Source organism: Pigmentiphaga litoralis (assembly GCF_013408655.1).
Taxonomy (GTDB): domain Bacteria; phylum Pseudomonadota; class Gammaproteobacteria; order Burkholderiales; family Burkholderiaceae_B; genus Pigmentiphaga; species Pigmentiphaga litoralis_A.
Genome location: NZ_JACCBP010000001.1, coordinates 671,743 through 695,746 on the forward strand (window position 1 = coordinate 671,743; position 24,004 = coordinate 695,746).

General features: G+C 65.0%; 21 protein-coding genes. 6 read left to right on the forward strand and 15 right to left on the reverse strand.

The annotated features are described in order from the left end of the window. The first annotated feature begins 64 nt into the window (after window positions 1-64). Genes HD883_RS02830 through HD883_RS02845 form a run of 4 tightly spaced genes read left to right on the forward strand, consistent with a single transcriptional unit; the run spans window position 65 to window position 5,912 of the window. Window positions 65-2,248: a TonB-dependent siderophore receptor gene (locus HD883_RS02830; protein WP_179587923.1), complete on the forward strand. Its 2,184-nt coding sequence runs from the start codon at window positions 65-67 to the stop codon at window positions 2,246-2,248. Window positions 2,249-2,257: 9 nt separating this feature from the next. Further along, window positions 2,258-3,028, forward strand: coding sequence for an ABC transporter ATP-binding protein (locus tag HD883_RS02835; RefSeq protein WP_179587922.1), 771 nt, complete (start codon window positions 2,258-2,260; stop codon window positions 3,026-3,028). Then, window positions 3,010-4,494, forward strand: coding sequence for a DUF3526 domain-containing protein (locus tag HD883_RS02840; RefSeq protein WP_179587921.1), 1,485 nt, complete (start codon window positions 3,010-3,012; stop codon window positions 4,492-4,494). The genes HD883_RS02835 and HD883_RS02840 overlap by 19 nt, the downstream gene beginning before the upstream one ends. Further along, on the forward strand, window positions 4,491-5,912 hold the full coding sequence (locus tag HD883_RS02845; protein ID WP_179587920.1) for an ABC transporter permease: 1,422 nt from the start codon (window positions 4,491-4,493) through the stop codon (window positions 5,910-5,912). Before HD883_RS02840 ends, HD883_RS02845 begins: the two co-directional genes overlap by 4 nt. 12 nt (window positions 5,913-5,924) lie before the next feature. Here the strand turns inward: HD883_RS02845 and HD883_RS02850 are convergent, their stop codons facing one another. The 5 genes from HD883_RS02850 to HD883_RS02870 form a co-directional block, all read right to left on the reverse strand. Further along, complete coding sequence (locus tag HD883_RS02850; RefSeq protein ID WP_179587919.1) at window positions 5,925-6,359, reverse strand: pyridoxamine 5'-phosphate oxidase family protein; 435 nt, start codon at window positions 6,357-6,359, stop codon at window positions 5,925-5,927. A gap of 209 nt (window positions 6,360-6,568) precedes the next feature. Then, on the reverse strand, window positions 6,569-7,120 hold the full coding sequence (locus HD883_RS02855; RefSeq protein WP_179587918.1) for a hypothetical protein: 552 nt from the start codon (window positions 7,118-7,120) through the stop codon (window positions 6,569-6,571). After that, window positions 7,117-8,418, reverse strand: coding sequence for an aconitase family protein (locus HD883_RS02860; protein ID WP_179587917.1), 1,302 nt, complete (start codon window positions 8,416-8,418; stop codon window positions 7,117-7,119). Before HD883_RS02860 ends, HD883_RS02855 begins: the two co-directional genes overlap by 4 nt. A gap of 39 nt (window positions 8,419-8,457) precedes the next feature. After that, window positions 8,458-9,120: an RraA family protein gene (locus HD883_RS02865; RefSeq protein WP_179587916.1), complete on the reverse strand. Its 663-nt coding sequence runs from the start codon at window positions 9,118-9,120 to the stop codon at window positions 8,458-8,460. Then, a complete protein-coding gene (locus tag HD883_RS02870) occupies window positions 9,117-10,136 on the reverse strand; it encodes a Bug family tripartite tricarboxylate transporter substrate binding protein (RefSeq protein WP_179587915.1) in 1,020 nt (339 codons plus the stop codon). The genes HD883_RS02865 and HD883_RS02870 overlap by 4 nt, the downstream gene beginning before the upstream one ends. Window positions 10,137-10,323: 187 nt before the next feature. Here HD883_RS02870 and HD883_RS02875 point away from each other — a divergent pair, with 187 nt between their 5' ends. Further along, window positions 10,324-11,238: a LysR family transcriptional regulator gene (locus HD883_RS02875; protein WP_179587914.1), complete on the forward strand. Its 915-nt coding sequence runs from the start codon at window positions 10,324-10,326 to the stop codon at window positions 11,236-11,238. Window positions 11,239-11,245: 7 nt separating this feature from the next. Here the strand turns inward: HD883_RS02875 and HD883_RS02880 are convergent, their stop codons facing one another. From HD883_RS02880 to HD883_RS02895, 4 genes are all read right to left on the reverse strand, one after another. Further along, a complete protein-coding gene (locus HD883_RS02880; protein ID WP_179587913.1) occupies window positions 11,246-11,488 on the reverse strand; it encodes a hypothetical protein in 243 nt (80 codons plus the stop codon). 80 nt (window positions 11,489-11,568) lie between these two features. Further along, window positions 11,569-12,588, reverse strand: coding sequence for a Bug family tripartite tricarboxylate transporter substrate binding protein (locus HD883_RS02885; RefSeq protein ID WP_257021967.1), 1,020 nt, complete (start codon window positions 12,586-12,588; stop codon window positions 11,569-11,571). Between the two features lie 68 nt (window positions 12,589-12,656). Next, on the reverse strand, window positions 12,657-14,027 hold the full coding sequence (locus HD883_RS02890) for an aromatic ring-hydroxylating oxygenase subunit alpha (RefSeq protein WP_218863270.1): 1,371 nt from the start codon (window positions 14,025-14,027) through the stop codon (window positions 12,657-12,659). A gap of 16 nt (window positions 14,028-14,043) precedes the next feature. Then, window positions 14,044-14,613, reverse strand: coding sequence for an aromatic-ring-hydroxylating dioxygenase subunit beta (locus HD883_RS02895; protein ID WP_179587912.1), 570 nt, complete (start codon window positions 14,611-14,613; stop codon window positions 14,044-14,046). A gap of 94 nt (window positions 14,614-14,707) precedes the next feature. On the opposite strand from HD883_RS02895, the gene HD883_RS02900 reads away from it, so the two are divergent. Continuing rightward, on the forward strand, window positions 14,708-15,628 hold the full coding sequence (locus HD883_RS02900; protein ID WP_179587911.1) for a LysR family transcriptional regulator: 921 nt from the start codon (window positions 14,708-14,710) through the stop codon (window positions 15,626-15,628). A 100-nt stretch (window positions 15,629-15,728) separates the two neighbouring features. Here HD883_RS02900 and HD883_RS02905 read toward each other — a convergent pair whose 3' ends face one another. The 6 genes from HD883_RS02905 to HD883_RS02930 form a co-directional block, all read right to left on the reverse strand. Then, window positions 15,729-18,455 carry an ATP-binding cassette domain-containing protein gene (locus tag HD883_RS02905; RefSeq protein ID WP_257021968.1) on the reverse strand — a complete coding sequence of 909 codons (2,727 nt, stop codon included), beginning with the start codon at window positions 18,453-18,455 and terminating at the stop codon, window positions 15,729-15,731. A 463-nt stretch (window positions 18,456-18,918) separates the two neighbouring features. Next, window positions 18,919-19,641, reverse strand: coding sequence for a FadR/GntR family transcriptional regulator (locus tag HD883_RS02910; protein WP_179587909.1), 723 nt, complete (start codon window positions 19,639-19,641; stop codon window positions 18,919-18,921). Window positions 19,642-19,737: 96 nt separating this feature from the next. Continuing rightward, complete coding sequence (gene ada / locus HD883_RS02915; protein WP_179587908.1) at window positions 19,738-21,027, reverse strand: bifunctional DNA-binding transcriptional regulator/O6-methylguanine-DNA methyltransferase Ada; 1,290 nt, start codon at window positions 21,025-21,027, stop codon at window positions 19,738-19,740. Window positions 21,028-21,236: 209 nt separating this feature from the next. Continuing rightward, a complete protein-coding gene (locus HD883_RS02920; protein WP_179587907.1) occupies window positions 21,237-21,803 on the reverse strand; it encodes a response regulator transcription factor in 567 nt (188 codons plus the stop codon). Next, window positions 21,793-23,151: an ATP-binding protein gene (locus HD883_RS02925; protein ID WP_179587906.1), complete on the reverse strand. Its 1,359-nt coding sequence runs from the start codon at window positions 23,149-23,151 to the stop codon at window positions 21,793-21,795. Before HD883_RS02925 ends, HD883_RS02920 begins: the two co-directional genes overlap by 11 nt. After that, complete coding sequence (locus HD883_RS02930; RefSeq protein WP_218863268.1) at window positions 23,132-24,004, reverse strand: SURF1 family protein; 873 nt, start codon at window positions 24,002-24,004, stop codon at window positions 23,132-23,134. Before HD883_RS02930 ends, HD883_RS02925 begins: the two co-directional genes overlap by 20 nt.

Consider the following 24,004-nt stretch of genomic DNA (forward strand, 5'->3'; position numbering starts at 1 on the left):
TTTCCTTGCCACGCCCCTGACCGTCGCCCGACGCCGGCGCGGGGCCGCATTCTCGAGCCTTGCCATGTCCACGTCCCCCTCTCCGGCGTTCTTCGCGCCGGTTCCGCTCGCACTCGCCCTGAGCGCCCTCTGGGCATTCCCTCCCGCCGCCGCCCAAACGCCTCCCGGCCCGTCGGCCGCACAGACTTCCGACGCGCCGGTGGGCGTGCTGCTGCCGACAGTCGACGTCATCGGTGGCGGAGCCCCCGGAGGCGCCTACCAGCCGGACGACGTGCGCGCGGCCAAGACGGATCTGCCGCTGCGCGAGCTGCCGCAATCGGTGCGGATCATGTCGCGCGAGACGCTGGACGACCTGGGCGCGACACGCCTGGACGATGTGATCGACACGGTGGCGGGCGTATCAAGGCAGCACAACTTTGGCGGCCTGTGGGACAACGTGGCGATCCGCGGCCTGCCTGGCAATGAAAACACCGGGTCCGCCACCTTGCTGAATGGATTTGCCGGCAACCGCGGCTTCAATGCGCCGCGTGACCTGGCGGGGGTGGAACGGATCGAATTCCTGAAGGGACCGGCCGCCGCCTTGTACGGCAGCAGCGAGCCGGGCGGCACGCTCAATATCGTTTCCAAGCGGCCACGATGGACCGCCGCCAACGTGCTCGACACACAGATCAGCAGCCAGGGCTTTGCGCGCGGCGCAATCGACAGCACAGGGCCGCTCAGCAGTTCGGTGGCCTATCGCCTCAACGTCGCGGCCGAAGGGGGCAATACCTTTCGCGACCACGTGAACAGCAACCGTCAGGTGTTTGCGCCCGCGCTGACGTGGAAGCTCAGCAATGACACGATGCTGGAATACGTGGGCGAAGTGCTCCGTCATTCCGCCAACCTGGATCGCGGGGTCGTTGCGATCAACAACCGTCTGGGCACGATTCCGCGGTCACGGTTCCTGGGCGAACCATCCGACGGCCGGATGACGATCAAGAACCAAAGCCACCAGCTCGTGCTCTCGCATCAGTGGAACGACACGTGGCGCAGCCGCGTGGGCCTGTCGTATCGGGACACGTCGCTCGACGGGTTTTCAACCGAAGCCAGCAGTCTGTCGGCCAATGGCATCCTGAACCGCCAACGGCGCTTCCGGAATTACCAGTCGCATGATGTCGGCCTGCAGGCCGAAGTGCAGGGCAACTTCAGCACGGGCAGCATCAAGCATGACCTGCTGATCGGCGTCGAAACCTTCCACTACAACATGGACACGCTGGCGCTGCGGGCCAACCCGACCACGGCCGCACCGTATGCCATCGACATCTACCAGCCTGTCTATGGCCAGCCGCAACCCGCGTTGCTCCCGAACACGGCGACGCTGGAACGCCAGCGCGGCACGGCGCTCTACCTGCAGGACGCCATCGAGCTGGCGCCGCAGTGGCGATTGTTGGGCGGCATGCGCGTAGACACGACGCGCCAGTCGCTGCTCAATCGCCGGACTGGCGTGACGACGTCGCAGGACCCGACGGCCACCTCGCCCAAGCTGGGCATCAGCTGGCTGCCCGATCGCCAGTGGACGGTGTATGCGAATGCCGGCACGTCATTCCGGCCCAATGCGGGCGCCGACGTTGCCACGCGCAGCTTCGCGCCCGAAGAAGGCCGCGCGGTCGAACTTGGCACCAAGTGGGAAAACGCCGACCAGACGCTGGGCGCGACGGCATCCTTGTTCGACATCCGCAAACGCAATGTGCTGACCGGCGATCCGCTCAATCCCGGCTTTTCGATCTCGGCCGGTGAAGTGCGCAGCCGAGGCGTCGAGGCCGAGGCGAACGGCCAGGTCTCGCGCCACTGGCGGGTCAACGCCAGCCTGACGGTCAACGAGGTCGAAGTGCGCAAGGACAACTCGCTGGAAGTCGGCGGCCGTCTGCTGAACACGCCCGCCATCACCGCCAGTGTGCTGACGATGTACGAAAACGTGCTGGGCAACGGCGACCGCTATGGCCTGGGTGGGGGCGTGACCCACGTGGGCAAGCGGCTGGGTGAAGCCCGCACGCAGGCGCAGGCCAACGAAGGCGCGCCAGCCTTCATGCTGCCTGCCTATACCGTGGCGCGGCTCAGCGCCTACTGGCGCGTCAATCCCAAGATGAAGCTGTCGGTTGACGTTCATAACCTGTTCGATAAGACCACCTACGTCAGTTCCTACAACCGTCTGTGGGTGGCTCCGGGCGCGTCGCGCACGGTCATCGTCGGCCTCCATGCAAATTTTTAAGGAGACCCCATGAACGCACTGCTTCACGCCGTCGCGCCTCGCCAGAAAGAGCCCGTGCTCGAAGCCCGGGCCGTCACCGCGGGCTATCGGGACAAGACCATTCTTCATGGCCTGGATCTGGCCGTCCATGCCGGCGAAATCTATGCGCTGCTGGGGGGCAACGGTGCAGGCAAGACCACCACGCTAAGCTTGCTGCTTGGTCTGATCGCCCCGTACTCGGGCTCCCTGAACGTCAACGGGATCGACCCGTCCGCCGAGCCGGGACTGGCGCGCCGCCACCTGGCCTACATCCCGGAAAACGTCGCGCTGTACGAGCACCTGACGGCCCGGGAAAACCTGGCCTACCTGCTGGACCTGGCAAGGCAGGAGGGTGCACACGCTGCCATCGGGCCTGCCTTGACGGCGGCCGGGCTGGCCGAATCAGCCTGGGACCGCCGCGTTGCGGGCTTTTCCAAAGGCATGCGGCAAAAGGTGGCGATCGCGCTGGCATTGGCCCGGCGCGTGCCCGCCTTGCTGCTGGACGAGCCCACCTCCGGCCTGGATCCGCAGGCCACGGCCGAATTCCATACCGCCCTCCAGGTGCTGCGCGAACGGGGCGTGGCGATCCTGATGGTGACCCACGACTTGCTCAGCGCGGCCGACGTGGCGGACCGCATCGGGTTTCTTTCCAAAGGCTGCCTGTCCGAAGTCGTGAGTTCGGCAGGCGCCGAACGATTCGACGTCCGTGCGCTGTATCGCCGCTACACCGCCGGGAGCGAGCCATGCGCGTCATCTTCCTGATCGCCCGCGACGCGTGGCGGCACATGCTGCGCGACCGCGTCGCCGTGGTCGGCGCGCTGCTGTTGCTGGTGCTGACGGTCATCGCCGCGGCCACCTCGCATGAACGCCAGCGCGACGCGATGGCGCAGCGCGAGCGCTACCAGGCGGATGTCGATCAGCAGTTCGATGCACAGCCCGACCGGCATCCGCATCGTATGGTGCACTACGGACAATTCGTCTTCCGGCCGCTGAGCCCGCTTGCCGCATTCGACAGCGGCATCGACGCCTACACGGGCACCATGATCTTCCTGGAAGGTCACCGGCAGAACACCGCGAACTTCGGGGATGCAAGGCAATCGTCGTCCTTGCTACGCTTCGGGCAACTGACGCCTGCATTCGTCATGCAAACGCTGGCGCCGCTGCTGCTGGTGTTTCTGGGCTTTGGCCTGGTCGCGCGCGAGCGGGCGGCGGGCACCCTGCGCATCCTGATCACCCAGGGTGTCAGTGGCCGTCAGATCGCCGCCGGCAAGGCGCTGGCCTTGCTGGGCGCAGCGGCTGCGGTGCTGCTGCCGGCCGCCATGGCGTTGTTCTTTCTTGCCTTCGGTGATGTGCAGGCCATGGTGTCGGCAAGCCTGCTGACAGCGGGATATACCTTGTGGCTGGCGATATGGGCGCTCGGAATCGTGGCCGTGTCGACGTTGTGCGCCCGGCCACGTGATGGCCTGATGGCGCTGTTGGCGGTATGGGTCACGGTCGTGATCCTGCTGCCGCGCCTGGGCGCGGCATGGGCCGACGCGCGTGCTCCGTTGACGACACGCTTCGAAACCGACATTGCCATTGCACGTGACCTGGCCGCCATTGGCGACAGCCATCGTCCGGACGATCCGCACTTTGCCCGCTTCAAGGCCGATGTGCTCAAGCGCCATGGGGTCACCCGGCTGGAAGACCTGCCGGTCAACTACCGGGGACTGGTCGCCATCGAGGGCGAGCGGCTGACCAGTGCGCTGTTCAACCGTTACGCGACGGCCTCGTTCGAGCGGCAGGCGGCGCAGAGCGCCACGGTCGATTCCCTGGCGTGGCTGGCGCCAACCCTCGCCGTGCGGCGCCTGTCGATGACGCTGACGCAAACGGACCTGCCGAGCTATCGCCGATTTGTCGAACAGGCCGAGGCCTATCGCTATCGCCTGGTGCAATCGCTGAACCAGATGCAGGCCGAGAAAGTGGACTACGTCAACGAACGCAAAGGCGCCGGGCCGACGCGTATTGCGCAGTCCAACTGGGAAAGCATCCCCGACTTCGTGTTCGACGCCGAAGCACCGCAAACGGTGATTGCGCGGGCAGGGCAGCCGGCAATGGTGCTGCTGGTCTGGCTGCTGCTAGCGGGCGGCGCGCTGGCGGCAGCCGCCAGGACGTTGGACGGTCGCGTGTCATCCGCGATGCGCCGCGCCCGAGTGCCAGACACCCGTTCCACGGAGGCTGCATCATGAGCATGCTCAAACATGAATGGCGCTTGCTGATGCGGTCACGGCTGACCGTCGCGGCATTGCTGCTGTTGCTCGTGCTGACCGCGTTGGCCGTCGGCGCCGGCATTGCCCAGGTCAGAACCGAAGCCGCCACCATCGCGCGGCTCACGGCGATGCACGACACGGCCGCGTCCACTGCCCGCGACCCCACGCACGGTGGGGACGCAGGCTACGTGGCGTACTACACCTTCTTTCCGACCTGGCAATCACCGTCGGCCGCCAGCTTCCTGGCTGCTGGCATGCGCGACGTATCGCCCTATGTGCTGCGCGTGCGGGCGCTGGCCTTGCAAAGCCAGTTGCACGATGGCGAGACCCTGAACCCGGAAGTCACGGTGCTTGGCCGGTTCGACCTGGCATTTGTGTTGACCTATCTTGCGCCCCTGTTCGTCATCGCCTTGCTGCACGACCTGGTATCCGACGAACGCCAGTCGGGGCGCTTGCGGCTGTTGCTGACCTTGCCCGGACCCGTCGCCGCGTTGTGGTGGCGGCGCGCGGCGCTACGTTACCTGGCCTTGTTCGCGTGCGTGGCCATGCCCGTCATCGTCGGCAGCGGGGTACAGGGCCTGCCGTTGCCTGCGGTGGCAGAGGTGCTGACCGTCGTCGCGGCCTATCTCGCGTTCTGGGTCGGCCTCGCCCTGATCGTGGGCGCGCGCCCCTGGCGCGCCGCCACGCACGCCATTGCGCTGATGGGCGTGTGGGCGGTGCTGACCCTGGTCTTACCGGGTCTGGCAAATCTTGCCTCGTCGCGCGCCGCGCCCGTCGGCCAAGGGGTCGACCTGACCCTGACCCAGCGCGAGCACATCAACGCCGCCTGGGACCGGCCGCGCGACGAAACCATGCAGGCGTTTTTCCAGACGCACCCGCAGTGGTCCGCCACCGCGGCGCTGCCGGAAAAGTTTCATTGGAAGTGGTACTTCGCCTTCCATCAGCTCGGTGATGAAGCCGTCGCGGCCGATGCGCAGGCCTACCGCGACGGGCTGCTGACGCGTCAGACGTGGTCGGAACACCTGGGATGGGTATTGCCGGGCGTGGCAGTGCAAGTTGCGTTGCAGCGATTGGCCGAGACAGATCTGCGGGCGCAACTGGCCTATCAGGACCGCGTCACGGCGTTCCACGATCGGTTGCGGGCGTTCTACTACCCGTTCGTGTTCAACGACGTTCGTTTCACCCGGCATGACGTGGCCAGGCTGCCCCGGTTCGGTGAACCCGTCGACACGCCGTTGGCGTTGTCCACCGTCGATGCTCCGGGGGTCGAAGTGGGTAGGAACGACGCAAAAAATGCCGCGACGGCTGATGTGCCCGGCTGGGCACGCGTCGCGGCATCGGGACTGCTGATGCTATTGCTGGGCGGACTCGCAATCCGCCGAGTCAGACTGGACTAGGCAGGGCGCAGGTCAGACCTTGATCTCACCATCGTCCTCGCCATCCCAGTAGTGGATGCGCGAGGCGTGGACCTTGATCATCACGACCCCTGGGGTGTCGATGCCTTGCTCGAACCAGCGATCCAGCTCCTTCGTCCAGTGAGCTTCGAATTCCGCCTTGTCGCGGATCAGCTCGGCCTGGCCTTCCACGCCGATGAAAATCGGCGGCTTGCCCAGCAATCCTTTGCTGCCGCTGAATGACAGGCCGACTTGCGGGTCACGCTTGATGTCATCCACCATCCGCGACTTTTCCCACGTGAAGTAGTAGGAGTCGCCTTCGTATTCCACATCGCCGTTGTTGCTCATGGGCCGGGCAGCAATCTCGCCGCCTTCGGCGCGGGTATTGAGCATCGCGAAATCAATGCCTTGCATCTTCTTCGACAGGTCAGACAGGGTCCAATCAGACATGGCAGCTCCAGGAAAGGGTGGCGCGCAGCGGAGGGTGCCGCGGCAGCCGGTGATCAGGGGGTTCGCTGAATCGCGTCAGGGCGCCATTCATGCGAAGCGTGCCTGACACTCAGCAAGCGCCGCTCCCGACTGTTGAGCCATCCGCATCGGGCGCTGGACTCGCTCGGCGCCGCCCCCACCGTGTTCCCTTTTGTCCTGGAGTGCGCGAGTCAATCGGGCCGGGGCAATTCGGTGGACATGATGGGATGGTCCCGAAGCCAGGTCCGCAGTTGGCCACGCGTCCCGCCCTCGGCAACAATATCGGTCAACGTGGCGGAAAGCGCCTCGCCGGTAAGCGTTACCGTCTGGCTTACATTCCTGACCGTTCCGTCCGTGTAGTCGACTTCGACATCGTCCCCCGTCTTGAAGGGGAACGCCTGAATGTCGACCCCCGTCATGACGGCGACGCCTTTCGCCACGGCACCTCGCATCGCCTTGTAGGGCATGCTTGTGCAGATGACCGACAAACCCAGCGATGCCATGGCGATAAAGCCTTGCAGATGCGGTTTGCCACAGCAGAAGTTGCGTCCCGCAACAATGATGTCGCCGGGCCGGACTCGATCATGAAAGGCCGGATCGATCTGGCGGAACAGTTCCGGGACCAGGATGGACGGATCGTCAATGCGGCGGATCGCCATATCGAATGGAATCAGCCCTTCGTCCAGGGGAATATCGTCGCCAAAGACATGGCAGCGGCCGCGCCGCAGCAGTCGCGCTGTCATCGTGCACCCTTAGGAGATAAGGTCAACGAACGGCTGTCTGCAATGCAGCCGGCAATGGCCGATGCCGCGACTGTGACCGGACTGCCCAGATAGGCCTGCGCGGTCTTCGATCCGAAGCGGCCAGCGTGGTTGGTGGCAGCAGTCGAGATCGACGTCTCGCCATCGGCCAGCGGGCCCATGACTCCGCCTGCGCACGGCCCGCACCCCGGCGGCAGCACGATGGCGCCTGCCGCCTGGAACACCTGCAGCAGGCCATCATTCGCAAGTCGCTGCACGGTCGCGACCGTGCCTGGCACCACAAAGAAACGAACATGACGTGCCACCGCGCGGTCACGAAGCACCGCCGCGGCACTGGCAAAATCCTCGTACATGCCCGAGCCACAGGCGCCAAGGTAGGCATGATCGACATGTGTGCCAGCCACCTCGTCAACGTCGACCCCGAACTGCGGTCCGCCGGGCAGGGCGACTTGCGGCGCCAGATGCGAGATGTCGACGTGCAGCGTGGCTTCGTAATGCGCGTCGGCATCGCCAGTCACTCCAATCCCGCCTTTGCCAAGATCCGAGGCCGTTGGCGTGAACCAGACATTGGCAACGCCAATTTCGGTCAAGGAGTTGCACAGGGCGACCCGGCCTGCCAGCGGCAGCCGCTCCACGTAGTCGCCCGAAAATTCGATAATGCGATTATCGTGCGCGGCCGGGAGCTTGCCTGCGGCGAACAGCGTGCTCAGGTGGAAACCGACGTCGCGCGCCATGACGCCTGCACCTTGCTGTCCTTCAAGCAGGATTCTGACGGTATGCGGCACCTGTTCCCACACACTGCCCGTCGCCAGGACGGACACGATTTCCGCTCCGGCTGCCACGGCCAACGCGCCAACTGCGCCGAAATTGGTGCAGTGCATGTCGTAGCAGGACAGGAACATTCCGGGACGGACCAGGCCCTGTTCAAGGGGAAACAGGTGCCCGTGCCCGCCACGGCCTGCGTCGTAGAACTGGGTGATCCCCCATTCACGAGCGATGCGGCGGATGCGCGTGCCCCGCAGCGCGCTGGCCGGACTAGCGTAGGCGACTTCATGGTCCGTCACGAACACCACACGCTCAGGCCGCCAGATCCGCTTGTAGCCAAGCTGGCTGAGCTCGTTGTATGCGGACTCGACGTATCCATCGTGGATGATGACCAGTTCGGGATCGGGAGACACCACGTCGCCGGGGCGGACGGACAAGACGCCGCTTGCCGCGGCCAGCACTTTTTCAGCCGCCGTCATGGGCGCGCGAGCGGGAGAAGGGAAAGGGGCGTTCATGCCTTTTGCGTCCAATAATCGTACAAAGCGTTTGGGGGATCAGCCCGGCTTGCGCTGGATGATGTCGGCATACGATCCGCCTGCCTGCACGATGGCGTGAGCCTCGCGTTCGAACCGCAGCCTGGCCGCCAGGGCGGCATCGGCCGCCTCAAACCCGCCTTGCGCAAGGATCACCACGCCGTCGTCGTCGGCGCACACCAGGTCGCCGGGGTGCACCACTTGCCCGCCTATGCAAACGGGCACCTGCAGCGCGCCGCGCTGGCCGCGCCGCCATCCGCTGACAACCGTGCCCGCGGCAAACACCGGAAAACCGAGCTGGCGAATGTCCACAATGTCGCGCACATGCCCGTTGCTGACCACGCCGGCAATGCCGCGGCGCTGTGCGATGGCCGTGCCAGTTCCGCCCCACGTACATGCCGTCTGGGCGGCACCAATGTCGATGACGATCACGGAACCAGGGGGGGCGGTGTCGGTCGCCTCGGTAATGTCGTCGCCATAGCCGGGCGGCGCCCGCACGGTGAATGCCGGGCCGACACACAACACGTTGGACACCATCGCTCGAATGCAGGGCGCCACGTCTCCCCGCTTGCCAGCGGCCTCGTAGGCAGCGGCTGCCGATCCGGATCTGAGGCTATCCGCGAGCCGGCTCATGACCGGACGTGTCATCGCTTCGGTTTCGTCCAATGGCTTGAGCTTGTTCATTCTTTCGGGATCCGAGCGGCCGATGCAATGTCCTGCCAGCGTTTCACGTCGGTGCGCAGGAAGGTCCCGAACTGTTGCGGGCTGTTGGCCGGTGCGACGGCAATATTGGCTTTTGCGAGGCGGTCCTGCATGGCGGGCGAAGTGATGATCGTCACGATCTCCTGATTCAGACGGCGGGCGATGTCGGCCGGCATGCCCTTCGGCCCGAGCAGGCCCACCCACCCTTCGATGACGAAGTCCTTCAGTTCCGGAACCGCTGACTGCGCCGCCGCGGGGATCCCTGGCAGTTGCGGGGTAGGGGCTGCGCTGGCCACAGCAATCGGCTTCAGTCGGCCAGACTCGAAATGGGGCTTGGCCGACAGCACGGCGTCGAACATGAACTGCACCTGTCCGCCGATCAGGTCGGTCAGGGCCTGGGGACTGCCCTTGTAGGGCACGCCCAGCACGTCCACACCGAGCCGCGACAGGAACGCGGCCATGGTCAGATGCTGGATGGTTCCGGTGCCTGCCGTGGCGTAGCTGTAGGACTTCGGATTCTTGCGGATCTCTGCGACGAAATCTTCCAGCTTGCCCTGCGGGAAGTCGGCGCGCGTCAGCAGGACCATGGGCGAGACCGCCACCTGAACAATTGGGGTGAAGTCTTCCACGATGTCGAAGGGCAGCGACTTGTAGATGGCCGGGCTGATGGCCGCGGACGTCGACGTCATCAGCAAGGTGTAGCCGTCAGGGTCGGATTTGGCGACGTAGCTTGCGCCCAGTTGCCCAGCCGCGCCGACCTTTTTTTCAACAACCACCGACTGTCCGAGCTTTTCGGAAAGCTGCTCCGATAAAAAGCGGGCTGCGACGTCGGACGAGTTACCTGGCGGGAACGGCGCGACGATGCGGATAGGCTTGCTGGGGTACGCCGGTTGAGCCGACGCCATGAATGGACTGACCGTCATCAGGGCGGCAATGGCGAGTCGGACAACGGTGCGTGGGGCGGCAAACCGCCATGGAAATGACGAGGCCTGGGGCATGGAATGTCTCCTGTCTGGCCGGTCACGGTCATGGCGCGCCGGCATGTTCGTTCAGGTCGCCGGCGTCTGCCAGGGCCTGATGAGACAAAGTGTAGGAGCGGTCTGCAAGCACAACAATCGCGATTATCGAAGCGATTACGAAGGTTTTCCGTACAATCGCCCGTCGGTTTTCAAAAGGGGATGGGCGATGACACGACCGGTCGATTGGCGCACCCACGTCAACCTCAAGCTGTTGAATACCTTCTTGCTGGTGGGCGAGGCGCAGAGTTTCCGCGGCGCTGCCGATCGTGCGCATCGTTCGGGCTCGGCGGTCAGCAGCCAGATACGCAAGCTTGAAGACCAGCTTGGCGTGGCCCTGTTTCATCGGACCACACGGCAGGTTCGCCTGACTCAGGAAGGCGAGCAACTGCTGGTGTGCGTGCGTCGCGCCCTGCACGACATTGAAGAAGGGTTGCAGCAGATCCAGGAATCGGCCGATATCCAGCGTGGCCGCATCTCCCTGGCCTGCGCGCCCACCGTCGCGGGTACCCGCCTGGGCAGCGTTCTTGCCGCGTTCGAGCAGCACTATCCAGGCATCCGCGTGTCGGTGCGCGAAATTACCGCCGCCGCGCTATTCGAAAGCGTGCGCCAGCGTGAGGTGGACTTCGGAATCAGTGTCGTGATCGACAGTCCGGAATTCCGGTTCCAGCGGATCCTGACGGACCCCCTGTATGCGTTGGTGCCGCGCAGCCGCATCCCGCGCGATCGAAAGACCATCACCCTGAAGGCTCTGTCGGCCATGCCGTTGCTGCTGCTGGAGCAGGGGACGGCGCTGCGCAAGAACGTGGAGGATGCGATGGCCGAACAGGGCTTGACGGTGCAGACGCGCTACCAGTTCATCCAGGCGCAGACCTTGATTTCGATGGCGTCGGCCGGCCTGGGAGCGGCGGTCTTGCCGAACATCGTCATTCCCGCCCAACTCGATCCTTCCGTGCAGAAGCTGCGGATCGTCGATCCGCCCCTGGTGCGGGAAATGGCCGTGGTTACCTTGCCCGGCCAATCCCTGTCGCCGGCGGCGTCGCGTCTGATCGAGTTGTTGCAGCAGATGATGAGCGCGTCGTGACGCCCCCTCAGTGCTTGCCGCGTCCCGGCTTGCCCTTGGCCGCGGCGGCCGCGGCAACGCGTTGCTCGAACAGGGCCTCGGCGTCCTTGACGGCGTTGGCTACCGTTCGCAGGTCGGGGTTGTCGTCGTGGGGAATGAAGTAATCCGCCGCCTGGGCGCGGACGACGCACTTGATGGCGGCGGATTCGGTCAGGTCGTGGTTCTCGGTCAGCAGTGTGGCGACTTCGTCCAGATATTCTTCGTAGGTCATGCGGCGGCTCGTAGGGCGATGATGGCGGGAGTGCAATGCCGCCATTATCGGCCATCGCGGCGCGGGGCGCTGTCAGCGCGTCATTCCTGCAATTCGATGCGCGCGTCGCGAATGATCTTCGACCATTGCGCGGTTTCGTCGGTCACGCGCTTCTGGAAGGCAGCGGGATCGGACGCCACGATTTCCATGCCCAGGTCTTCCACCTTCTGCTTCACGGCGGGCTGGGCCATGACGGCGGCGGCATCCCGCTGGACCTTGGCAACCACGTCGGCAGGTGTGCCGGCGGGGGCGATCATGCCGATGAAGGCCTGCACCTCAAAACCCGGAAACTGTTCGGCGACCGCTTCAAATTCCTTGTAGGGCGCCGACCGCGTGGCGCCGGTCGTGGCAAGAAGCTTCATGCGGCCGGCCTTGACGTTGGGCATAAGCGAGAACAGGGGGTCGATCATCAGCATGACCCGGCCGCCGATCACGTCGGTATGCGCAGGCGAGCTGCCTTTGTACGGCACATGGGTCAATTCGACGCCGGCGCGGCGGGCGAGCAGTTCGCCTGCCAGGTGGGACGTGCCGCCGGTCCCGGGGCTCGCAAAGGTGACGGTGCCCGGATTGCGTTTGGCGTACGCGATCATTTCCGACAAGGTGTTGAACGGGGCGTTGGGCGTGGCGGCGATGGCGAGCGGCACGCGGATCAGCTGGGTGATGGCGACCAAGTCTTCGTTCCGGTACATCATCTTTTTCTGCAGGCTCGGGTTGATCACATAGGCCGAGTTGATGATGCCCAGGGTCTGCCCGTCGGGCGTGGCGCGGGCCGTTGCGGCAACGCCGAGCATGGTGCTTGCACCCGGTTTGTAGTCGACGACCACGGGCGCCTTCCAGGTCTCCGACAGTTGCTGGCTGACGATACGCGCCAGGATGTCGGTCGGGCCGCCCGGGGGGAAGGGAACGATCATGGATACCGGGCCGTGCGGATAGTCGCGCGCGGTCTGCCCCGCGGGGCTGGCGGCCAGACAGGCGGTGCTGGTCAGTGTCAGGGCCAGGGTGGCCACGAAGGCAAGCGGGCTTGCCCGGTGCAACAGCGTCTTGAAGGTCATGGTGGACATCGAGGTCTCCTCGGTGGAAAGCGGGTCGTTGTAGTTGTCGTCGTTCTTGGCACCGTTGCGCGGCTTGATTAGCCCGGGCGGTGTTGCGTGAGCAACCTGCGCCATTCGCGGTAGGCATCGTGAAAACACGTCTCGTCGCCCAGGGCGCGCGACCCCAGACTCCAGTCCGCATTGGTCAAGCCCAGCTCTTGCGCATACTTGTTCGCCGCCGGTGCGCCTTCCGGATTGATGCCGCGCAGGTGCCCGGCGGTCCATCCGGCGGCCATCGCCTTGAAGCCGGCCTGGCTGTGTTCGTAGATGACGTTGTCGTCGGGCGTGGCCAGGCCGCTGGGGTTGAAGAAGTCTTCGTAATCGCGGATGCGAGCGGCGCGCAGGTCGGCGTCTTCCCCCACCGGCGCCAGGCAGTGCGTGTGCATTTCGGTCTTGTCGACGGCCAGTGGATGGAGCACCCGCAACATCACACTGGTGACGTTGTCAACGATCTGCAGATTCGGAAATATCGTCACATTGCGCGCGGATCCTGCCCATTTTGCGCGGAGTTCCGAGATGTCTGCGACATAGCCTGCGCGGCGGCGCGCCAGCAATTCGGGGGATGCCCGGCTCTTGCCGCGCCACATGACGGCATGACCGCGTCCAAAGCTGAAGGTGCCCTGTTCAGCCGCATCGGCAGGCGAGGGCGGCATGCCCCCGGCAAAAGCGTCGGGCTTGCGGCGTGCCAGCAGCTCGACATACGACGCGTGTGTGGACGCGAAGTGGTACATGTCCAGCGAGTTCTCGATCTGCAGCTTCCAGTTGGCATTGAAGGTGTAGCGGATGTCGCCCGGCACGTATTCCAGGCCTTGGGGCGCCTGATCCAGAATCAGGTCCAGAAAGAACCTGGCGTCCCCCAGATGCGTTTCCAGCGGCGGCACGTCGGGCGACAGGCTCGCGAACAGAAAGCCACGGTAGTTGCCGAAGCGCGCGACCGGCACGAGGTCGTGGTTGTCTTTCGCAAACCAGGCCGGGTAGCGGCCTTCGGCCTGGTCGGTCACGAACATGTTTTCGCCACCGCTGCCATAGACCCAGCCGTGGTACCGGCAGGTGTGCGTCTTGCGATTGCCGCTGCGCTGCGGGCAGACCACCATGCCCCGGTGCCGGCACGAGTTGAGCAGGCAGCGGATCTCGCCATCGCCATTGCGGCTGACGATCACCGGTTGGCGCCCCAGGGTGACGGTGAAAAAGTCGTGGGGCCTGGGCAACTGGTTTGCCAGTCCGACAAATACCCAGGTCGATTCGAAGATATCTTGCTGTTCGCGTTCGAAGACGTGGGGATCGGTGTAGGCGTCGCGATGCACACGAAACACCTGCTCGGCGGGCCGGTCATCCAGCAGGTCGTTGATGTCGATATCGGTCGTGCCGTTCATCGCGGCAGAAGAGTCTGGAGTACAGGGGGCGGTCATCGTATTTCCTGGCGCGTCAGACGCAATAGAAGTCCAGCACGGTCGGGACGTTATCGTTGATCAACACAATCTTCTTGCGGGCAATGCGCAGTGCGCCGTCCACCTCGGTCAGCAGGTGGTCGTAGCGGCAGGCCATCACTTTCAGGCCGTCGTTGCGCAGGTCGTAGATCTGCGTCACGCAGTTCGATTGCACGCGCCACCGGGCGGGGCCGGAAGCCGTGCCGGCGGTGGTGCCGGTGGCAGTGGTGTCGGCAATGGCGGCATCGGCAGTATCGGCAACCGGGCTGACGATGACGTTGCTGATGCAATGGAGGGTGCGCGGCAGCGGCATCGACGCAACCGACTTGGTGCCACTGGCGCGCTTGACGCGTTCTTCAAGACGGCCACGCCCGGCCGCGTGCATGAAGGACACTTCGGTGGCCGGATCTTCCGTCGTCACGTGATCGTCTTTCCAGCTGGGAATCCAGTACACGGCGTCGTCGGCGTACAAGGCCAGCCAGTCCTGCCAGCGCTGCTCATCAAGGCAGAGCGCTTCGGCGTAGACAAACGCCGCAGCAGCATCGGGTGAAAGTTGGGTTGTCGGCATGCGGCTCAACTTCGTCATTCAGATGCGTGCGATTAGACGAGCCGCAGTGTGACAAGTAAAGTCACACTATCTTATGGATTCACAAGCAGCAGTTATGAACGTTTCAGCACGCCAATTGCGCTGTTTTCTGACCCTTGCCCGGCTGCGCAGCTTTACGCGGGCGGCCGAACAATTGCACATCAGCCAGGCGGGCCTGAGCGCCATGATGCGCGACCTGGAAACCCAGTTCGGATGCCGCCTGTTCGACCGCACCACCCGCGTGGTCGCGCTGACGCCCGAGGGCGCACAACTGGTGCCCAGCGCCGAGCGGATGCTCAGTGAACTGAACTTTGCGGCACTGCGCATGGGCAACACGGCGGCAGCGGCGAAGCGGCAACTGTCGGTCGCCGTGTCGCCGGTGGTGGCGTCCAGTTTCTTTCCCGAGGTATGCGAGGACTTTGCGAGCCAGCATCCCGACGTCACGGTCAAGCTGCATGACGTGAACAAGGAGCAGATGCCCGCCATGATCGAGAGCGGCGAGGTCGACGTGGGCTTCGGATCCTTTCTGAATCCGGCCGCCGGTATCGACCGCGTTGCGCTGTTCAACTGCCACCTGCTGTGCGTGGCCCAGCCCGGACGCCTGACACTGACGCACCGCGCGGGGGACGCATTGCCGCGCACGCGCTGGAAGCAGTTGCCAGACCTGCCCATCCTGGCGGCCCCTGCCACCGATACGACGCAAATGTTGATCGATGCGCAATTGGCGCAGATCGGCCGCGCCAATGAAGAACGGCCGACCTATCACAGCATGCAGCTGATCATCGCGATGGCCGCAAGGGGTTTCGGGGTCGGCATCGTGCCTTCGTTCGCGCTGCCCGTCGCCTTGCGTTTTGGTGTGGAGGTGGCGCGCCTGCAGGCGCCGCTGGTCGATCTGGCGTTCTACCGGATCGTGCGCAAGGGCCGCGAACTGCCGCCCACGGTCGCGCCGTTCGTGCAGGCCGTGGTCAGGACAGCCAAGGCCATGTGCGCGCTGTGACAGTGCGCGGTGAAGGTGCGCACGTTGAAGGTGGGCGCGGTGAAGGTGCCCCTTGTAAAGGGGTTCGTCACGCGGCGGCTGTGCCGTATGGTTGCGGACGTCAACTGGACGGTCTTGCGCGGCCCTCGGTGAAGTAGGGGCTGGGCGGTGTTGTCCGAAGGATCTCTTCGATCATGCGCTCAAGCGGCGCGGGTTTGGTCAGACTGGCCTTGAAGCCCGCCACCAATGCACGTTCATGGTGGTCCGCGTCGGCAAAGCCGGTCATGGCAATCGCCTGCATCCGGTCCTCGCGTGGCACGCCCAGCGCCGTTTCGCGCTCCCGGATTTCCCGCAGGACGTCGTAGCCGTCGGCATCGTCGTCCAGCATGATGTCGCAGAGCAGGGTGGTGGGCCATTTCGAATGCGGGCGTGCATCAAGGAAGTCGAGCGTTTCGCGCGACGAGGCCGCCAGGTGCACGTCGGCGCCAAAGTCGCCCAACAGCAGTTCGAGTGCATCGCGCGACTCTTCTTCGTCATCAACAATGAGCAGCGAACAGCCCCGCAAAGGCTCGCGGTTCACGACCGGTGCAGCGGCCGCGGGCGTGCTGTCATCCAGCGGAAAGTCCAGCTCGGACTCGGATAGCGCGGACGCCGCCATGTCCACGGGCGGCGGCGGATCCATGACCGGCCGCAGCGGCAACACGGCGGCATAGGCCGCGCGGCCATCGATCTGCATCAGTGTCAGGCTGCCGCCAAAGGCCGCCAAGGTGGCCTGCGCATCGTCGGCGGCCTTGGCCGACAAGCGCGGCAACTCCGTGCCCGATCCCACAATGCTGAGCAGCGCCTTGTTGTCCTGCCGTTCCAGCCGGAGTTCGATGCGATCGCCGGGCGACGCCTGCATGATCTCGCTGCGCGCGATCGTGGCAATGGCGTCGCGCAGATCGGCGCGGTTGGCGGTTGTTCCTAGCTCCGGATCGGTCACCACCGTATGCAGATCCACGTGCCGGTCGGCCAGCTGTTCCTGCAGTACCTCGGCGACGCCATGCGTCAACTCGTCCAGCGCCACGGCTTCGCCCGACAGCTTGCGCTGCGTATGCTCCAGTTCGCCTTGTTGACGTTGCAAGGTCCACATCTGCGTGTACACGCCGCCTTGGGCAATCAGTTCGTCATGCGTGCCTTGTTCGACCACCCGGCCATGTTCCATGACCAGGATCCAGTCCGCGTCCACGACAGTCGACAAGCGGTGCGCAATCACGATCGACGTGCGCCCATGCGCCAGCCGATGCAGCTCGTTCTGGATCGCCCGTTCCGACCGGGTGTCGAGTGCCGACGTGGCTTCATCGAACACGATCACGCGCGGGTCCTTCAGGATCGCGCGCGCGATGGCGATACGTTGCCGTTCACCGCCCGACAGCCGCACACCCCGTTCGCCGACGCGGGTGTCGTAATGGTCCGGCAGGCGCTCGATGAATTCATCCAGTTGCGCCGCGCGCGCAGCCCGCACCACGTCGGCCCGCGTCGCAGAAGGCGTGCCGTAGGCGATGTTGTAGGCGATGGTGTCGTTGAACAGAATCGTGTCCTGCGGCACGATGCCGATCGCCTGCCGCAAGCTGCGCTGAGTGACCTCCCGCAGGTCTTGCCCATCGATGCTGACGGTGCCGCTGCTCGGCTCATACAGCCTGAACAGCAGCTTGACCAGGGTCGACTTGCCCGACCCGCTGCCCCCAACTACCGCAATCGTCTTGCCGGAATACGCGCGGAAGCTGACGTCATGCAGGATGGGCCGGGTCGGCTCATAGCCGAAGTGCACATGGTCGAACACGATGTCGCCCGTCGCGGCGCGCAAGGGTTGAGCATCGGGCTGATCCACGTCCTCGCCAGGCTTGCCTTCGGCCCGCAGGATCGCGAACATCCGCTCGACGTTCACGATCGCGTCATTGGTCTCGCGGAAGACAAAACCCAGCGTGTTCAGGGGCATGCAGACCTGCAGGATATAGGCGTTGACCAGCACCAGGTCACCCACCGTCATGCGGCCCACCGCCACGTGCTGCACCGCCAGCAGCATCACCGCCGTGATGCCTGCGGCAATGATCGCGCTTTGCCCGACATGCAGCGTCGTCAGCGCGCGTTGATTGCGCTGGCGGGCATCCACCCACTTTTCCAGCACCTGGTTCAGTCGCGCCGTTTCGGTGTCTTCGGATGCGAAGTATTTGACCGTGTCGTGGTTGAGCAGGCTGTCGACAATACGACTATCGGACTGGGATTCCAGACTGTTGACCTCGCGCTGCACCAGCATGCGCCGCCGCGTAAAGATGTTGGTCCACAGGCCATAGCTGACGAAGGTCGCAAAGATCGCGGCGATGAAGCCCATCGTGTAGTTGCTGGCCATGATGACCACGATGCTGCCGATCTCGACAAGTGCCGGCAGGATCGTGAACAGCGCCACGCCAAGCAGGAACGCAATGCCATCCGACCCTTTCTGCACGTCGCGCACGATCGCGCCCGTCTCGCGCTTTGCATGAAATCGTGCGCCCAGCGCATGCAGTCGGGTAAAGGTGCGGGACGTAAAGGCCGCCACCGTTCGCTGCGTCACGATGCTGAAGACAACGTCGCGCGCTTCGCTCAATGCATCCGACAGGAAGCGCAGCAGTGCGTAGGCCAGCACGAGGAATACCGGGAAGAGCGCAAGCTGGGCAGGGTGGGCCAGGTCGTCAATGACGCTGCGCAAGACCAGCGGAACCGACACGCCCGCCAGTTTCGCGGCCACCATCAGGGCAGTCGCCGTCAGGGTCTGGAAGCGAAATTTCCAGATGGCGTCCCACAAGTCGCGCAGCAGCTCGCGGTTCATGCTCGCGCGCATGAGCGGGCTGGGATGCTGAGGAGGGCCCGACGAGCCGGAGCCGTTGGCTGAGCCAGGGCCGTGTGGGGCGCCCGGCCCATTCGTTGAACCAGCCCCGGTCGGCGCGCCCTGACCACCCGACGGCGTGGCGCCAGACGGGCCGCCCCCAGCGGGCGAGCCACCCACTGGGCCAGGCGTGATGCCGGCCGGGTCCGAGCCGGGAGAAGAGGAATCAGGTTGGGAAGCGCTACTCATCGGTAAGCCATCGGACGCCTCGCGAGCGAAAGACAATAAGCGTCGCAGCGCGCTGCACCGGCGTGCGGCTACCGATGGGGCCGCGCTGCTCGGCCTCTTGCCAGCAAGCTTTGCGCCCGGCTCTTCAGTGTTCGCCTATGCCTGACTGTTGGCCAAGGAGGCCAGTAGGGGTGCGCCCGCAGGCCTTCTGTGTAAAGAGAGCCCCTTATCACTGCGGTTATTCCTGCCCCGCAGACCGCAGCCTGGCTTCGGTGTTCACGATATGAATGCGAGCGAACTGCCGAGCCATGTCGGGGTCACCTTTTTCGATCGCCGCGAACACCTTGGCGTGTTCCTTTTGCGCCTGCGCGCCGCGGCCTGATACCTTCGACGAACGGCGGCGCGAGACTTCGATGTTCTTGCGCAGCAGCACAGCCATGAAGTCAAAGAAGAGGATGTAGTTGTCATTGCGCGTCGCGCGCGCGATGGCACGGTGAAAGCCCAGATCGGCTTCGACGCCCAAGGTCACGTCGCCGGTCGCGATCGCTTCTGCCATGGCATCGAGCGCTGCACGAATGTCGATCAGATCCGTTGCAGTGCGGCGTTCAGCTGCGAGGGCGGCAGCTTCGATTTCCACACCGCGGCGCAGTTCGACTATCCCCAGAATCTGTGCGGTGTCATGACCGGCTGCCTGGATCCGCAGCACAGACAAGGGCGCATTGGCGATGACCTGGAGACCACGGCCTTGCTTGCTCGAGACGATTCCTTCGGACTTCAACCGCGAGACGGCTTCGCGCAGCACCGTGCGCGACACGCCGAATCGGTCCGCAATGGCCTGCTCGGGCGGCAGCACATCCCCGACGTGGTATTGCCCACCGGTGATCTCGTCCATTAACCGCTGGGTAATGCGGTCGGTCAGGTTAGGTTCGTTGCGGGGGTGGACATCAACTGCCGAGGCCATGCTTGTCTCCTTTGTAGGATAATAACATTGGTGATCTCGTCAAATTGATGACGGAACGTGTTCGCGGACCCCGCCGCCGGGTACCCGAGCGCCGCGTCAAATCTCCGGTTTACCTTCCACCGCTTCCTTGCGCAGCAGCTCTTTCTTGCGCTCGATTCCCCAGCGATAGCCGGCAAGGTCCCCGCCCATCCGAACCACCCGATGGCAAGGGATCGCCACGGCCAGCCGATTCGCGCCACACGCCTGCGCCACCGCACGCACCGACGACGGGGACCCGATGCGCGACGCCAGTTCGGTGTAGCTGATCGTTGTGCCGGCCGGGATCTTGCGCAGCGCGCGCCACACCCGTTCCTGGAAAGCCGTCCCACGAACATCGAGCGGCAAGTTCAGCCCCAGGCCGGGTGCGTCGACCATTCCGACCACTTGCGCCACCCACTGCTCGAAGGCAGCGTCCGCGCCAATCAGTTCGGCCTTTGGGAATTGGTTATGAAGGTCGCGCAACAACAGTTCCGGATCATCGCCAAGCAGGATCGCGCAGATGCCGCGCCCGCTGCCCGCCACCAACACGGCGCCCAATGTGGTCTGGCCGATCGCGAAATGAATCTGGGCATCGACGCCGCCCGCACGAAAAGCGCGCGGACGCATGCCCAGCCGGCCGTCCGATTCCTGATAGAAGCGGCTGTGCGAGTTGAAGCCTGCGTCGTAGATCGCCTGGGTGACCGTGGATGCCTCGCCCAGTTGCTCGCGCATGCGTTGCGCACGAAAGGCCGTCGCGTACGCCTTGGGCGTCAGGCCCATTTCCTGTTTGAACAGACGATGCAGATGAAAGCTGCTGATGCCGGCGTGGGCGGCCAGGTCGGCAAGGGGAGGTGGGGTGTCGGACTGTTCGATGAGGCGGCAGGTCTGCTCGACCAATTGCAATCGCCGTTCTGCTGCCTGGCTGCCGTCGGCGCTTGCGCGCCGGCTGGGCCGGTAGCCTGCGGCTTCAGCCGCGGCCGGTGTGTCGAAGAATTCGACATTGTCGCGGCGGGGAATACGGGCGGATGAACTTGGCCGGCCGTACACGCCGGTTGTGCGGACGGCAACCACGAAGCATGCGTCGGCAGCGCGGTCGCGGCTGATCACGGCGCGCCAGCGGGCCTCGTCGCCTGCATAGCGCGCGGCGTCCACGGCGTCAGCACCCGCGACATCGGCACCCGCGACATCGGCACCCACGGCATCAGCACCCCGGGCATTGGCACCCGCGGCATCGGCACCCACGGCATCAGCACCCCGGGCATTGGCGCCCGCGACATCGGCACCCATGACATCAGCACCCACCACGTCAGCATCCGCTGTGTCGGCATGCTCGACACCATGTACATCAAGGAAACGGGAAGAAGTCATGACAGGTCACCGAAAGGTCGATGCGTTCACTGTAGGTGCGCGGCCCCTGAGGCGCAGCCCGTTTCTTGCGCTTGAATTCGACAACGAAGCGAGGCGTGAAGACCCGGGCGCATCGCATCGATGCACGACGCGGCCGCACAGGCCAACAGCAGACGTCTACGACGCACCCACGACCTCCCAGCCACCGCCGCACCACCGCGCCCCACCACCTACTTCACCTGCTGCTTCCCCAGCTTGCGCGCCAGCGTCCGCCTATGCATTCCCAACCTGCGCGCCGTCTCGGAAATATTGAAGCCCGTCTCGGCCAAGGTCTCGTGGATCTTTTCCCATTCCAGCGTCTTGATCGACGTGGTCCGGCCAGTCAGTTCCACCTCGATATTGCCCTCGGCGCGTTCAAAGGCCGCTTCAATATCGTCGGTGTTCGACGGCTTGGCCAGGTAATGACAGGCCCCCAGCTTGATCGCTTCGACCGCGGTTGCGATGCTGGCGAAGCCGGTCAGCACGACGATCAACATATCAGGATCGTGCGCATGCAGGGCCTGCACGCAGGCCAGGCCCGACGCCTCACCCTTCAGTTTCAGATCGACCACGGCGTAGCCGGGCGAATGATCGGGCAACAGGGCAACGACGTCTTCCAGGCTGGCGGCGTGCAGCACCGTGTAGTCACGGCGCTCGAACGACCGCCCCAGCGTGCGGGCGAACGCGGCGTCGTCTTCGACGATCAGCAGGGTGCGGTCGCTGATGGCGGTGTCGGGTGCGTCGTCGTCAATCGGCATCGATGCCTTCTTCCTCTTCGTCCAGCGTAATGGCCGCAAGCGGCAGGGTCACGGTCACGAACGCGCCGCCGTCTGCACGGTTCCCGGCGTCGACGCTGCCGCCGAGCGTGCGCGCCACGTTCACCACCAGGAACAGCCCCAGGCCACCCCCCGGCCGGCCTTTGGTGGACTGATAGGGCGTACCGAGTCGTTGCAGGATGCCCGGCGCAAATCCCGGGCCCCGATCGGTGACGGTCAGTCGCAACATGTTCTCGTCGCGCACGGCTTCCAGGCCGACCCAGGTCGGCGAGGCTTCCAGGGCATTATCCAGCACATTGCAGACCATCTGTTTGATGGCCGAGTCCGACACGATCCGCAGGTCGTCGCCAAACCGGTTGCGATAGTCCACGGACGACACCGATCGCGTCACCTTCCACTCATCCACCAGATTGTCGAGGAAGGTGCGCATGGTGGTTTCGGCGGGCGAATCACCGCGCGCTTCGCCCGCCGACAGCAGGATGCCGCTGACGATGGACTTGCAGCGCAAGACCTGCGCCTGCATCTCTTCAATCTCTTGCAGCATGTCGGGTTCGGACGTAAAAGAGGGCAGGTGGGCCCAGTCGCCAAGGATCACCGACAGGGTCGCCAGCGGCGTTCCCAGTTCGTGCGCCGCGCCCGACGCAAGCAGGCCCATGCGCACGATGTGCTCTTCTTCAGCTGCGCGCTGGCGCAGGTCCGCCAGTCGCGCATCGCGGGCGCGCAGGTTGGCGCTGATGCGGCTGATGAACACCACCAGCAGGGCGGCGTTCAGCGCAAAGCAGAGCAGCATGCCCTGGATGTACGGGCTCCACAGGCCGCGGTCGTGGTCCAGGGGCAGGGCAAGCGGCCGGCCGAACAGGGCCAGGCCCGCAAAGCAGGCGCCGGTGATGGCAACGATGGTCCAGGTCGACCAGGCCTCGAGCAGCACCGCGGCTAGCGTGACCTGCAGCAGATACAGGAAGACGAAGGGGTTGGTCGCGCCGCCGCTCAGGTAGAGCTGGCCGGTCAGCATGGCAACGTCGACCAGGACGGCTACCAGCAGTTCGGCATTGGTGACTTCGGGATGGGTGCGCAAGCGCAGCACACTGATGGCATTGAATAGCACCAGGCCGCCCAGCAGCCACAGCATGGGCTTGAGCGGGAGCGGGATATCGAAGCCGAAGTGAACAACCAGGATGGTGGCGAACTGCCCGAGCGCAGCGATCCAGCGCAGCTCGATCAGCTGCTGCATGTTCTTGCGTCCGGTGGTGTCGTTCATGCCGCGGCGCGTGGCGGCCGGCGGCTGCGGGCTTTGCAGCAGGGTGACTGTGTCAGTCGGAAAGTGGGGCATCTTCGCGTTCTCCGTTCGCGCGAAGTGTAAGCGGTTCCTGTTGCTGGCGCAGGCGCCGCTCGTCGCGCGCCACATACCAAGCCGCGAAGATCACCATCAGCATGAGGCCGTACCACGTCAGGGCATAGACCAGGTGGCTGTTTGGAAAACGGATGACGGTCAGGCCGCCAATGGGCCACGACCGTTCCCCGTTGGCGCCGGGCGGTGTCGCCGCAGCGTCGATGAAGTAGGGCGCAACGTTGGTCAAGCCGCGAGCAGCGGCAATGGCCTGAACGTCGCGCGAGAACCAGCGGTCGCCGGCGGGATCGTTGTCCCGCAGGAAGCCGCCTTTGGGCTCGGTGATGCGCAGCAGGCCGGTCACGACCACGTCGCCGGAGGGTTCCGCGCCGCGAGTGGTGCGGTCCCGGCGTTCCGGCGAGACGAAGCCGCGATTGATGAGCACGGTGGTGCCGTCATCGCGCAGCAATGGCGACATGACCCAGAAGCCGCTGCCGACCTCGGTCACGGCCTGGACGAAACTTTCGCTGTCGTGTTTGAACTGGCCGCGGACTTCGACATGGCGGTATTCGTCGTCCGCCTTGTTGACCGCCGGCCAGCGGTCTTTGCCGGGGGCCGCCACGGCGGGCGCATGCACCCGCTGGTCGACCCGTTCGATCAGGTCCAGCTTCCAGGCACGCCGATAGACCTGCCAGGTGCCAAGCGCAGCAAAGCCGCCGGCAAGGATCGCGGCAAGGAGGGAGAGGGTGACAAGGAAGGTAAAGGATCGCGCGCGCCGCCGGGCGGGGCCCGACGGGGCGGCGGGTGCCGGCCCAGGAGTCGGGCCGGCGGAGGGCGTGTGTTGCGGGTCAGTCAA